The following is a 13,058-nucleotide window of genomic DNA, read 5'->3' on the forward strand; positions in this document are numbered from 1 at the left end:
CCGCTTCAAAAGAGACACGCGCAACGTGACCGACACAAAAAAAATCGTGGTGCTCCTCAAGGGCTATCCGCGCCTGTCCGAGACTTTCATCGCCCAGGAACTTCTGGGGCTTGAAAAGGCTGGCCTTACGCTGGAACTCATGTCCATGCGCCGCCCGACGGATAAAAAACGCCACCCCGTTCACGATGAAATCCGCGCACCCGTGACCTACCTGCCGGAATATCTGCATGACGAGCCCATCCGCGTGCTGAAGGCCCTGTGGGCATGCCGCAAAAAGCCAGGCTTCACCAAGGCGCTGCGTCGGTTTTTCAGCGATCTGCCGCATGATCTCAGCCGCAACCGCTTCCGCCGTTTCGGGCAGGCGGCCGTGCTGGCGCACGAATGGCCCGTAGATGCCGGGTGGCTGCACGTCCACTTCATCCACACACCCGCCTCGGTCGCCGCCTATACACATCTTATCACCGGCACGCCCTGGACGATTTCGGCCCACGCCAAGGATATCTGGACCTCCAGCGACCGGGACCTTGCCGCAAAGCTGGAAAGCGCCCGCTGGGCCGTGACCTGCACCGCAAGCGGCTTTCAGCATCTTCGCACCCTTTCCGGCGTCAAGCAGAATGTGCATTTGAGCTATCACGGTCTCGATCTCACCCGCTTCCCGCATTTCGACACGCCGCGTCCGCAAAGAGATGGATCGGACGCTCATGATCCGGTCAGGATTTTGAGTGTTGGACGGGCCGTCAAGAAAAAGGGCATCGATATTCTGTTGCAGGCTTTGGCCTCGCTTCCACAGGACATCCATTGGCGTTTCACCCATATCGGTGGCGGCGACGAACTTGCCGGGTTGAAAAAACTCGCCGACGAGCTTGGCATCGCCGACAGGATCGTCTGGACCGGCGCCATGGACCAGAAACAGGTGCTGGAGAATTACCGCGAGGCCGACCTCTTCGCCCTTGCCTGCCGCATCACCAGCGATGGTGACCGAGACGGTCTTCCCAATGTGCTGGTCGAGGCCGCCAGCCAGGCGCTGACCTGCATTTCCACCAATATATCAGGCATTCCGGAATTCTTCGTGGACGGTGAAAACGGCCTGCTGACGGAGCCCGAAAATCCGGTTGCCTTCGCCGAGGCTCTGCGCACGGCGATTACCGATCCACAATTGCGTGAGCGTCTGGGTAGTGCGGCGGAAAACCGTGTGCGAACCGCCTTCGACAACCGCACCAGCATTGCCGAGTTGAAGACGCTGTTCGAAACCGAGTGGGAAAAAACGCCATGACCGATACGGAAAAGCGCCCTTCCGTTTTCTTCTACGTCCAACACCTTCTGGGTATCGGCCATATCGCCCGCGCCAGCCGCGTTGCCAATGCCCTTCAGGCAGATGGTTTCGATGTCGTTCTGGTGACAGGTGGCACCCCGGTTCCCGGCTTTCCGGGCGAAGGCATCCGCCATGTCGAATTGCCGCCGATCGCCGTCAGCGACGGCAGCTTTTCCGGCCTTGTCGATAGTTCCGGCAAACCGGTCGATGACGACTTCAAGAAGCTTCGAACGGATATGCTGATCGGCGCCTATCACGGCGCAAAGCCGGATATCGTCATCATAGAGGCCTTCCCCTTCGGCCGCAGGCAGGTGCGTTTCGAATTGCTGCCGCTTCTGCACGAGATCGAGGACAGTGAACCACGCCCGCTCGTCATGACGTCGCTGCGCGATATTCTGCAGGAAAAAACCAAACCCGGCCGGGACGAAGAAACCGTGTCGCTGGTGAAGAAACATTTCGACGCGGTGCTGGTCCACGGAGATCCGGATTTCGTCCGGCTGGAGGAGACCTTTCCCCTTGCCGGCGAAATCAGCCAGCGCGTTGTCTATACCGGCCTCGTCGCGCCGCTGCCACCGCCGGAACCGGCGGAAAAATTCGATATCGTCGTTTCCGCTGGCGGAGGTGCCGTTGGTGCAGCCCTTATCCGGGCCGCACTTGAGGCATCGCCTCTGCTGGAAGAGATCAAAAGCTGGTGCCTCATAACCGGCCCCAACATGCCGCAGGCAGATTTCGATGCGATCTCGGCGCAGGCGCCCGAAAATGTGTCCATCTTCCGCTTCCGCAAGGATTTCGCAAGCCTGCTTGCCGGCGCGCGGCTTTCGGTTTCGCAGGCCGGTTACAACACCGTCTGCGATATTCTACAGGCAAAATGCCGCTCGCTTCTGATCCCGTTTGCGGCCGATGGCGAAACGGAACAGAGCGCCCGCGCCGAACGGCTGGCGCGGCTGGGACTGGCACAGGTTCTGGAAGAGAAGGAAATCTCTGCGCAATCCATGGCCGATGCCATCAGGGCGGCATTGGCCCTGCCGGGACCGGACGTGATCCACCTCGATCTCGATGGCGCCGCAGGAACGGCTAGAGCTTTGCGCCGCCTTTTTGATGAGCGGTGAGGATCGCCTTTAACTCTCGAACGGCCTCTTCATCCGTGCCCTTGCGCCCTGCGCCGGTGAAACCGAGTTTCGCCACCCGGCTTTCCGGATCGTAAAACGGAATGGCGGAACAGGATGCGTGGATCTCCGTAATGGGAAAGCGGTCCAGCAATGTCTGCACGACTGGTGGACGCACCCCGGCCCCCGGCATGATGACAATTCGTCCGGCGGCAAGCTCGGATAATCGGGCCAAGGTCTCGATGCCCTCAAGCGCCGAACGCGCGCCCCCGGAGGTCAGAATTCTCGGGAAACCCAGCGCGATAGCGGCCTCCAAGGCTTCATCCATGTCGGGAACAACGTCGATCGCCCGGTGCAGCGTCATATCGAGCCCGTTGGCGTGGCGGCACAGCTCTTCGAGCAGGGGAATATCGAGCGAGCCATCGCCAAGCGAGGCACCGAGCACCACGCCGGAAAGCCCCGCCGCGCGCGCCGCATCGATATCGCGTTTCATCACATCGGCTTCGTCGCGCGTGAACACGAAATCCCCGGCGCGCGGCCTGATCATCACGCTCACCGGCAGGGCGTAGGCCGCCGCCCGGTGCATGAAACCCGCAGACGGCGTCACACCGCCACCGGACAATGCCGCGCAAAGTTCTATTCGGTCGGCCCCACCCCTGACCGCCGCTTCCAGACCGGCCACGTCGTCCACGCAAATCTCGAGAATCATCGTAACCTCTTTCTTTTGAATGTGCCGTGTTTTCGCGCCGGCTAATCCGAAAACCGCCCACACTTTTCGGTCCGACGCTCTACCTGCGGCGGCCCTTCCCATCAAGCGCGTAGAGCATGTAAACGCCGCCGAGACCTACAACCGCTCCCAGGATTGAAGTGCCTGAATAGCTCGTGACGAGCGTGCCGACGGCAAAAATCAGCGCACCCAAACCCGCGCCGAGGAAGATGTTGACGGCAATCAGCGAGCTTCCAAGCCCCGGCCGATCCGCAATCAGTTCCTGCAGATAGGTGATCGGGATACTGATGATGGCGGCTGCGCCGAGCGCGCTGATCAAGGTCTGCGCATAGATATGCCAAGGTGCCGTCGCGAGACCCTGCAGGATGAGGTAGATGGCATAAAGCCCCGCTCCCGCCGCAAGGGTCAGCGTTTGCGGCACCTTCTTTTCGATCCAGCCCCACAGCAGAATGAAGACGATTTCCAGCGCGGCAACGATGCCAGCGACGATACCGATATCCGCGACCGTTCCCTTTGCCTGACCCGTTATGATGAGCGAGCGGATGGAATCATTGAGATGCAGCATCGAGCAGATGAGCGCGATGGCGATGATCCGCAGCAGCACCCGTCGCTCCCCGATTTCCGCAAGTGAAGCGCGGACACCGAAGCGTGCCTGCGTGTTCACCGATGCCGGCGTCGCCGTGCGCGGCAGGCAGAAGGCGACCAGCAGAAAGCAGATAAGCGCGCAAATGCCTGAGAACAGGAAAGCCATCAGCATATTGCCGGAGTTTACCAGAAAAATACCGACGATGCCCGGCACCAGTACCCATGAAAGCGAAATCGTGGCCCGCATGATCGAATTCACGGCAATCATGTCGCCCGTCGAAAGATTGCGGGCATCGGCGCGCACATGCGCGAAAATCAGAGAGTTCATCGCCCCGAAAATCGGCAGGAGCAGCAGCTTTGCGGTCACGAAGGCGGTGGCATTACCAACGAGATAAACCAGCAGATAGCCGCTGACGCCGAAAAGCGCGATCAGCAGCATGGGTTTGCGATATTCGCCGAGCCGGTCTGCAACGATGCCCATCAGGACGCTGGCGCTGACATTGATGACGGCGGCAAACAGCATCAGCAGGGAATAGACGGTGTTGCTGAGCCCGATTTCGCGAATGCCGATCACCGCCTGATAGGGGGCGGTGGCGGCATTCGAAAATCCGAAGAACAGGATGGCGAGCGCCCCGATGCGGATCGACGGATTGTTGAAAACGAGGGAAAGAGCCGACGGCATGAAGGTTCGCCTGAGATGATCCGGCACGGCCGGATCGCTGAATGAAATGCTATCGAACCGCTGTCATCGCCAGCGGGCCGAAAGGATGGGTTTCGGGATATAGTTGAAATGCGGTTTCCATGGGTAAAAATCGCCATCCCGGCGGCGATTGGGGAGGTTTTCGATATCCTGATTGATAACCCCCTCCGTCAACGCCATGAGATTGGGATTGGCGATGGGCGCAAGCTCCGGCGAAAGATAACCTGACTTGACGACGAGCAGCCTTACCGCCTTCGGATCGAAGCCCAGACGGGTGAAATCCGCGATCATGTGATAGGGCCTGCGCCTTGCGGCCAGAATGACGGTAATGCCATCGATGACGACTACCGCCTGCCGCTGATCGGAAGCACCTGGATCGTCCAGTTTCAGGACCTTGGCTTCGACAGTGATGGAAGGGCTTTCGGGATCGAGACTGCCGCCGATCTTCAGGGAAAGCGCCGCGCCCTCGCCCGCCGCAAAACAGGCCTCGACCGCCGGCCTGTCGGTGATGCCGCCGATCAACGCGCCCTGCCAATTGCGCGCAATCAACGCCGCCAGAACATCGGCGCGATCGCCCACCCCGCCGCCGGTCGGATTGTCGCCGGAATCCGCCAGAATGATCGGCCCGGTTGTTGTTTTTTCCGCAATATCCATGATGACCTCGAGCGGTTCGGTCACGGGACCGAAACGGAAATCCTGTCGGGCATTCCAGTAGGATTGCGCAATCTCCGAGGCGACCGCCTGCGCGGCCTCTCTGTCCGTCCCGGTCACGACAGCGCAGGCCGTCGCCCTTGGTTCATCGGCCCAGACGTAGCCGATCATGAAATTCGCATCCCAAATGCCGGGCCGCGCGTCGTAGTCCGGCAAGAGGGCATAGAGGCTTTTGGCCGGTTCATCTTCCGTGGAGGTTTTTTCACCCGGCAGGAGAACGGGGATTTTCGCCCATGCCACACCGGGCTTCTCGCCAGTTTTCAGAGCCTTGATGAGCATCGTCCACGCCCGCACCATCGTCTCGCGCACATCGATATGCGGCGCAGTTCGGTAGCCGGCGAAAATATCCAATTGGTCGATGATCGACTGGCTGACATTGCCGTGCAGGTCGTAGCTGGCGGAAATGATCACATCCGGTCCGACTACGGCGCGGGCGCTGGAAATCCAGTCCCCTTCCGCATCGTCCATTCCCTCGACATTCATCGCGCCATGCATGGCGAGATAAAGCCCGTCGAGCGGCAGGCAAGCCTTGAGACGCTCCAAGAATTCCTGCTTGAACGCATCATAGGCCGCGCGCGACACCGGGCCACCCGGCACCGCCCGCGCATGCAGAAGCGGCAACACTTCCGCTCCACCTTCGCCGAGGAAATTGAAATACTCTGCTTCCAGCAACTCCGCGCCGCGAAAGACGCGAAAATCTTCCTGACGCATCAGCACCGGCGAATAGGTGCTGCATTCGGTATGAATTCCACCAACGGCAATACGCATCTCGCCTTCCTCTCAATAGACCGGGCTCAAGCGGACGATGGCGGAGAAACGCAGCCAGTCCTTCTGCGCTTTCGGCGTCCACGCCGCCTCGGCAATGGCGGGCAGTCTCGGGAAAACCAGATGGTTGAAATAGGCGCGATTGAGGAAATGCTCGGACCAGATGCAGGCCTGAACGCCTTTCATTCGCTCCTTCAATTCCTCGGGGAACTCACCGACTGCCTCGTAAGCATATGTATGCGACGGCGGAACGGTGCCGGCCCAGCTTGCGCCCGGCTCCTGCCAGGCTTCATCCTGCACCATGTCGAGATAATAGGCCTGTCCCGGCGTCATCACGACGTCATAGCCCTGCTTTGCAAGCTCCAGGCCAACTTCCGGCTTCTGCCAGGCCATCAGCAATGTTCCCGAGGGATCGACGCCGCCGCCATGCGAAACTTCATCCCAGCCGGCAAGCTGGCGGCCGCGCTCATGCAGCATCCCCTGAATACGTTTCATGAAATAGGACTGGATACCGAATGTGCCGTCGAGGCCTTCCTTTTCCATCAACGACTTGGCAAGCGGCGAGGCAAGCCAGGAGCCATCTGCTACCTCGTCGCCGCCGATATGAATCAGCCGCGAGGGGAAAAGCTCCACCATCTCGTCGAATATCTTGCCAAGGAATTCATAGGTCGGCTCGATGGCGGGATTGAGCGCATTGTTGGGATAGCCCTGTACGGAGCGATAGCTGTCCGGCGCTTCCTGCCCATCCGTCAGCTCCGGATAGGCAACGAGAGCTGCCGTGCTGTGGCCGGGAATATCGACCTCCGGCACGATTTCGATGTTCAGTGCCGCCGCATGCGCGACGACCATGCGAACATCATCCTGCGAGTAATAACCGGAAACCGGCTCAGCCCCATTGCCGAGCTGCGGCAGAAGCGGCGCATCCGGGCCGCGCGTCGCGCCGACTGTCGTCAGCAGCGGGTAGGCCTTGATTTCGAGACGCCAGGCCTCGTCATCCGTCAGGTGCCAATGGAACCGGTTCATGCGCAGCCATGCAAGAATGTCGATCAGCCGCACGACATCACCGGTCGGATAGAATTGTCGCGAGACATCCAGATGGCAACCGCGCCAGCTGTAACGCGGCGCATCGGCGATGGTGCCTGAAACCGGGAAACGGAATTTGGTATCGGTGCGCGCGCCGTGCAGCAATTGCGCGAGCACAGTCAGGCCGTATTGCAGACCTGCAGCGGCCGAATATTCCACGACGACGGCGTCATCAGAGAAAGACAGGCGATAACCTTCCGCTTCCAGACCGCTATGTTGCTTGAAACGAAGCGGTTTGCCCTCATGAACAGGCGCGAGGCTGAAAGGCACGTGACCAACGGCAAAAAGCCTCCGGAACAGCGACGAAACAGTTTCCACCGCAAGCACTTCTTCCTTGCCTGCCTCTTCGGTCGGGAAGAGTGCGACGGGGAAGTCTTCGCCCGGCGCGGCATCGATTTCTGCAGGCCAGGGCTGGATGGCGAAGGGCAGATCGAGCTTTCCTTCGGGAAGCAGGGCTGGCGCCGGCTCGCTATGGAGCCCGTCAAGCATCAGGTCAGCGACATCAACCGCGCGATGTGTGCCGTCGGCAAGGCTGATATAGGCGGATTTCGCACCGTCTGTGCGATGGCGGGCAGGCCTGAGCAGGCCGTCAACGGTGAAACGCCACGATTTCCCGGCTTCCAGCACAAAACCCCGTGGCGGCGCAAATTCATGGAAATTGGCATTGCGGCGCAGATAGACGGCGTTGCCGCAGACGGGCTTGTCGATGGTCCGCGTCAGCGACGTATAGACGATCCGGAAATCCTTCACCGGCTCGCTGGAAAGATTGAACAGGGTGAAGGTGAAGCCACCCGATGCGGAATCTTCGAGCGGATGCCATGAGTTTTCGAGACGAAATTGTGCGAGCGCCATGATGCTCCCCTTTATTGTGCTTCAAGCCCGAGAGGACTTCGGTCAGTAGTGTTCGGATTGTGAGAAAGTGCGGGCGAGCGGCGCCTGCCCTGCCGTCAGGCCGCAATCCACCGGCAGGCACACGCCGCTGATGGCCGCTGCCTGTGGCCCGGCTAGAAAAGCGACGGCGTTGGCGACATCCTCAGGCCTCACGATGCGCTGCAACGGATACCAGTGCTTCGCTTCCTCGAAGACCTGAGGATTGACTGCCGCCCGCGCTTCCCAAGCCTGCGTGCGCACGGTTCCTGGAGCAACAGCATTGGAACGGATGCCGAATTTTCCATATTCGACAGCGATCAGCTTCGTCAGATGGATCAAGCCTGCCTTTGCCGCGCTATAGGCGGGATGGCCGAACACAGCCATGCCGTTGACGGAGGTGATATTGATGACAGACCCTTGCGTGCGCTTAAGCGCGTCCTCGAAAGCCCTGAAGCAGAGAAACGGTGCTTCCAAGTTAAGGGCATTGTCCTTGCGCCATATCTCTGCGGTCGTGTCGTGCAGGCTGACGGCCCTTGCAGCACCAGCATTGTTGACGAGGGTGGCGACATCACCCAGCTCCGCAACCTCCAAGGCCAGCCTTGCAAGATCCTGCGGATCGGTGACGTCGCAGGTTTTCGAAACGAAGGCGGAACCGGAAAGCAGGGAAAGCGCATTGGAAACGGCGTCGGGATCGATATCCACCAACACCACCTTCGCGTGGCTTTCAGAAAGCGCCGCGGCAATTGCCCGGCCGATGTCGCCCGCCGCGCCCGTTACGACGGCGACCTGGTCTTTCCTGTCCTGCATCTCATGCTACTCCTTCGAAGCTTTCCAGAGCGGGTTTTGAGGTCAAGCCGCTCTACATCTTTGTTTTTATGCATTTTCCGGGCGTGAAACCGCTACGCGGGCTCACTGGAAATGCTCTAGTCACCCAGCAATTGCCGGTCGTCCGGATCACGATGCTCCACAAGCTGCTGCTTGATGTGCCGCAGGGTCACCATCGACCGCTGCCGGTGGTGATAGGCAGCTAGCGTCGCCAGAACATCAACCGCCGCCAGATAGGCATAACGCGATGATGTTGGGCGGAAGATATTGTTTCCCTCAGGCACGTTGACGGCCACCACCATATCGGCGGCCAAGGCGACGGGCGTATCGCTCTGGGTCAGCGCGATGGTGGTAACCCCCATTTCCCGCGCCAGCCTGAAGCACTTCACCAATTCCATGTTGCGGCCGGAAAAGGAGGATCCGATGATAACGTCTTCCTTCCGCGCAGCGGCAGTCATCATCAATTGCATGCTGTGATCGGCGCTGGTCGAAACGCGCAGGCCAAGGCGAAACAGCCGGTTCTGGATTTCCGATGCGATCATCGAGGAATTACCACCGGCTCCAAACGCGTAGATCATGCCGCTATTGGCAATCCGGACGGCCGCTTCGTCGGCGAGGGCGGGATCGAGCGTCTTGTGCAGCAGGAAAAGCGCCTCCTGCGCCTTGGCAAGCACTTCCTCGGCGACGTCCGAGGGGCCCGTGCTTGTCGGTTCCGAGGTGAGGTAGCGGATGCCGACATAAGCGGTCTTGGCAAGGCTGACCTTGAAATCCGAAAAGCTCTGGCAACCCAGACGGCGGCAGAACCGCGTCACGGTTGGCGGGGAAACCTCGGCGCGGGCGGCAAGCTCGATGATCGATGCATTGACCGCAAACTCGAAGTCCGAAACCAGGATATCGGCGATCCGCCGCTCCGATTGCGAGAACTGTCCCCTGTCGTCTTGAATCTTTGCGAAAATATCCATGCTCACCGGTCTCCGTTCCGCCAAAACTTAAGGCTTGGCCCCGTTTCCGATGCACCCTAATCCGAGACGCCCGTCAACCGTACACACCCATGAATCGACCATGTTTCGCCCCGTTGACGACACGCCGGACACCTTTGATTTGAAAATTATTTTCTCTGTTGATTGCGAGATGAGCATATGCCAACAATCTTCGCCAGAGAAATATCCAAATCTTGAAAATAATTTCAACAACGGACCTGAATCATGCGCGACCCATTCAAAAACCCTTTTCCCGAAACAGACGTCGCCCGCCACTCCATCTGGGACATGCTGGTAACGCGGGATATCGACGCCTTCCTCACTGCCGACTGGTCGAAAGTCGCGGATGATTTCGTAAAGGACGGCTTTCTCGGCATCAACGCCAACCGGGATGCAAACCCGGACAACTGGCGCCTGTCCTTCCCCTCGCTTGACGCCTATCGCGACGAATGGCTGCGACAGGCGCAGGATTTCCAGACCCAGCAATTCGCTGAAGACCCGCGCAATGCGATCTTCACCACCACCACGCTGGAAGAAATCGAAGTGGAAGGTGAGACCGCGCTGGTTCGCAAGAAGTTCGACGGCGGGCTTCGCAAGGCCGACGGCAGCTTCGACGTCATGAAATGGCAGACGCTCTATTATTGCCGACTGCATGAGGGCCGCTGGAAAATCAGCGGTTTCACCGGATACATGCCCAATCCCATGCCGTGATCCAGCGGACCTGCCAGACCGTTTTGAACGCCGGGCCGAAAGCCCGGCGTTGCTTTTTCGTCTGGAAGACGAAGACCGCTGAAAACCGATAGCGTCGCAGAAAACCGGGCATGGCGAGACAGATTTCATGGCCCGGTTCCCCGCCCTTTATTGTATCAGTTTGAGGACAGAAAGATCGACACGCCGTTCGAGCGATGTGCCGCTTTCATCAAACAGATGGCAATCCGACGCCTTGATACCGGTGACGATGGTTTCATCGACGACAACAGGCGCAGAACCGGAAAGAAGCGCGCAATAATTTTCACCCGTGGGCGCGACGCCATAAGCGATCGTATTCACACCCAGCCGCTCGATAACGCTGGGCGCGACCTTGATATTCAGGTCGGCCGTTTCGAGACCGGTGTGTTCCGGGCGAATGCCGAGCGTCAGTTGCGTGCCTTCAAGACCGGCGCGCGGCTCCACCGGCACGGTGATTGTCTGGCCCTCATACTCCACGGTCACACCATCGGCGCTGACGGATTTGCAGGTGACCTTCAGGAAATTCATTTTCGGATTGCCGATGAAACCGGCGACGAACAGGTTTGCGGGCTTGTGGTAAAGTTCCAGCGGCGCGCCGACCTGGGAGATTTCGCCCGCATTCAGCACCACGATGCGGTCGGCCATGGTCATGGCTTCCACCTGGTCATGCGTCACGTAGATCATCGTCGCCTTCAGCGTCCGATGCAGATTGGTGAGCTCGATACGCATGTCGGCGCGAAGTGCGGCGTCAAGGTTGGAAAGCGGCTCGTCGAACAGGAATATCTTCGGCTCGCGAACGATGGCGCGGCCGATCGCTACACGCTGGCGCTGGCCGCCGGACAACATGCCGGGACGCTGCTGCAGGCGCTGGTCGAGTTGCAGGATCTTGGCGACGGCCTCGACCTTTTCCTTGATCTTGCCCTCTTCCATCTTTTCGACGCGGAGGGGAAAAGCGATGTTTTCAAAAACCGTCATATGCGGATAGAGCGCATAGGACTGGAACACCATGGCGATGCCGCGTCTAACCGGCGGCAAGTCATTGACCTTCACGCCGTTGATGACGATGTCGCCGGCGGAAATATCCTCAAGGCCGGCGATCATGCGCAGCAATGTGGATTTACCGCATCCCGAGGGACCGACAAAAACGACGAACTCGCCATCCCTGATGTCGAGCTGAACGCCCTTGATGACTTCGAAATGTCCATAGTTCTTGCGGACGTTGTTGAGATAAAGCTGACCCAAAACTTGCCTCTCCCGTCACCAGCCGACATCAGGCTGCGTTCAGAGACGTTCCGCGACACGGAAAAATCGCGCCTTATCGGAACCGTTAAAACACACGAGAAGCTCCTGCCGTCATAGCGGCGGGTATTCTCGCAACGAATTATGAGGTTGCGGGCGACCTGCGCCCGCAACCGTATAAAAGTGGATTACTTGTACTGCTCGAGAGCGGCAGAGGCCTTCTTTGCGGCATCTTCCGGTGTCGCCTTGCCGGTAACGACAGACTGCACCATCTCAATCATCGTGTCCTGGAAGCCCTTGTAGTCAGTGAAGAGCGGCTCGGGACCGCCATAGGCGATACCGTCGATCAGCGGCTTCCAGAAGGGGTCCTTGGCGATGAACTCATCAACCTTCGGCGACGGACGAAGCGGGGTAAGGCCAGCGCCGCCCTGCAGTTCGTATTCGCCCTGCGGGCCGGGAGAGGTGATGAACTTGGCGAATTCGGTCGCCTTTTCTTCGACACCGGTTCCCTTGAAGATCGCGAGGCTGTCGGTGATGAGCAGCGTGCCGGGACCCTTGGCTTCAGGGCCGAGCGGCAGGGTTGCGATACCCCAGTTGATCTTGGTTTCCTGCAGGCGAGTTGCGGCACCCGATCCCGCCTGGATCATGCCAACCTTGCCATCGAGGAAGATGGCGCGGATTTCGTTCTGCTCGTAGGCCGTCGGACCTTCGACGGAGTAAGGCGTGATGTCCTTGTAGGCCTTCAGAGCTGCAAGAACCTGCGGGCTGTCGACGGTGATCTTGTCGCCGTCGATGACCTTGCCGTTATTGGTGTAAACCCAGTGCATGAACTGGTGCATGGTGTTGTCGAAGGTCTTGGCGGGCAGACCATAACCGGCGACGCCGGTCTTTTCCTTGATCTGCTTGGCAAAGGCGATCTCTTCAGCCCAGGTCTTCGGCGGCACTTCCGGATCGAGACCGGCCTGCTTGAAGAGGTCCTTGTTCCAATAGAGCGCCTTGGTCGAGAAGGCGACAGGCACGCCCCACTGCGTATCCTCGAAGGTAACCGTGTCGACGATGTTAGGGTAATAGGTCTTCTTTTCGTCTTCGGTCATCGGCACAGGAACGATGAGGTCGTTCTGTGCGAACTGCTTCAGTGTGCGCGAACCGACATAGGCCATGGCGACCGGAGTGCCGGCGGCTGCGAGCGTGGTTGCCTTGTCCTGGCACTGCGCCCAGCCGACGACTTCAGGAACGACCTTCCAGCCGGCATTCTTGCCTTCCCATTCCTTGATGTATTTTTCATGGATGGGGTCCATCTTGTCGCCGCAATAGATCCAGCTGATCTCCTTGTCGGCGGCGTGTGCCGCCACCGTGCCAAGGGCAGTGGAACCGGCAAATGCGAAGGCGCAAAGCGCCAATCCGTAATGTTTCAGTGCCATAGATA

At 59.4% G+C, this 13,058-nt stretch carries 11 protein-coding genes; 3 read left to right on the forward strand and 8 right to left on the reverse strand.

What is annotated here, in order from left to right; genetic code table 11:
• Positions 1 to 25: 25 nt before the first annotated feature.
• The gene (locus G6L97_RS10935) at positions 26 to 1,273 is read left to right on the forward strand and encodes a glycosyltransferase family 4 protein (protein WP_065663009.1); all 1,248 of its coding nucleotides are present in this window, start codon (positions 26 to 28) and stop codon (positions 1,271 to 1,273) included.
• Positions 1,270 to 2,421: a glycosyltransferase family protein gene (locus G6L97_RS10940; RefSeq protein WP_111782602.1), complete on the forward strand. Its 1,152-nt coding sequence runs from the start codon at positions 1,270 to 1,272 to the stop codon at positions 2,419 to 2,421. The genes G6L97_RS10935 and G6L97_RS10940 overlap by 4 nt, the downstream gene beginning before the upstream one ends.
• On the opposite strand, the gene G6L97_RS10945 is transcribed toward G6L97_RS10940, so the two are convergent.
• The 6 genes from G6L97_RS10945 to G6L97_RS10970 all read right to left on the reverse strand — a co-directional run bounded on the left by G6L97_RS10945 (position 2,387) and on the right by G6L97_RS10970 (position 9,646).
• A complete protein-coding gene (locus G6L97_RS10945; RefSeq protein WP_111782601.1) occupies positions 2,387 to 3,127 on the reverse strand; it encodes a copper homeostasis protein CutC in 741 nt (246 codons plus the stop codon). The two genes, G6L97_RS10940 and G6L97_RS10945, sit on opposite strands and share 35 nt — an antisense overlap.
• 79 nt (positions 3,128 to 3,206) lie before the next feature.
• A complete protein-coding gene (locus G6L97_RS10950) occupies positions 3,207 to 4,412 on the reverse strand; it encodes an MFS transporter (protein WP_111782600.1) in 1,206 nt (401 codons plus the stop codon).
• Positions 4,413 to 4,475: 63 nt separating this feature from the next.
• A complete protein-coding gene (locus tag G6L97_RS10955; protein ID WP_111782599.1) occupies positions 4,476 to 5,909 on the reverse strand; it encodes a M81 family metallopeptidase in 1,434 nt (477 codons plus the stop codon).
• Positions 5,910 to 5,921: 12 nt separating this feature from the next.
• Positions 5,922 to 7,841, reverse strand: a complete 1,920-nt coding sequence (locus G6L97_RS10960; protein WP_111782598.1) for a beta-N-acetylhexosaminidase — start codon at positions 7,839 to 7,841, stop codon at positions 5,922 to 5,924.
• A gap of 42 nt (positions 7,842 to 7,883) precedes the next feature.
• Complete coding sequence (locus G6L97_RS10965) at positions 7,884 to 8,666, reverse strand: SDR family oxidoreductase (RefSeq protein ID WP_111782597.1); 783 nt, start codon at positions 8,664 to 8,666, stop codon at positions 7,884 to 7,886.
• A 116-nt stretch (positions 8,667 to 8,782) separates the two neighbouring features.
• Entirely contained in the window at positions 8,783 to 9,646 is an 864-nt protein-coding gene (locus G6L97_RS10970) for a MurR/RpiR family transcriptional regulator (RefSeq protein WP_003516783.1), read from the reverse strand.
• A gap of 243 nt (positions 9,647 to 9,889) precedes the next feature.
• Between G6L97_RS10970 and G6L97_RS10975 the strand changes: the two genes are divergently transcribed.
• On the forward strand, positions 9,890 to 10,375 hold the full coding sequence (locus G6L97_RS10975; protein ID WP_013636865.1) for a hypothetical protein: 486 nt from the start codon (positions 9,890 to 9,892) through the stop codon (positions 10,373 to 10,375).
• Positions 10,376 to 10,522: 147 nt separating this feature from the next.
• On the opposite strand, the gene G6L97_RS10980 is transcribed toward G6L97_RS10975, so the two are convergent.
• Together G6L97_RS10980 and G6L97_RS10985 are read right to left on the reverse strand one after the other, a co-directional pair.
• Positions 10,523 to 11,635 carry an ABC transporter ATP-binding protein gene (locus tag G6L97_RS10980; protein WP_003516776.1) on the reverse strand — a complete coding sequence of 371 codons (1,113 nt, stop codon included), beginning with the start codon at positions 11,633 to 11,635 and terminating at the stop codon, positions 10,523 to 10,525.
• Positions 11,636 to 11,820: 185 nt separating this feature from the next.
• Positions 11,821 to 13,053 (reverse strand): extracellular solute-binding protein, encoded by a 1,233-nt coding sequence (locus G6L97_RS10985; RefSeq protein WP_003516773.1) that lies wholly within the window; start codon positions 13,051 to 13,053, stop codon positions 11,821 to 11,823.
• Positions 13,054 to 13,058 lie beyond the last annotated feature (5 nt).

This window comes from Agrobacterium tumefaciens (genome assembly GCF_013318015.2).
GTDB lineage: Bacteria > Pseudomonadota > Alphaproteobacteria > Rhizobiales > Rhizobiaceae > Agrobacterium > Agrobacterium tumefaciens.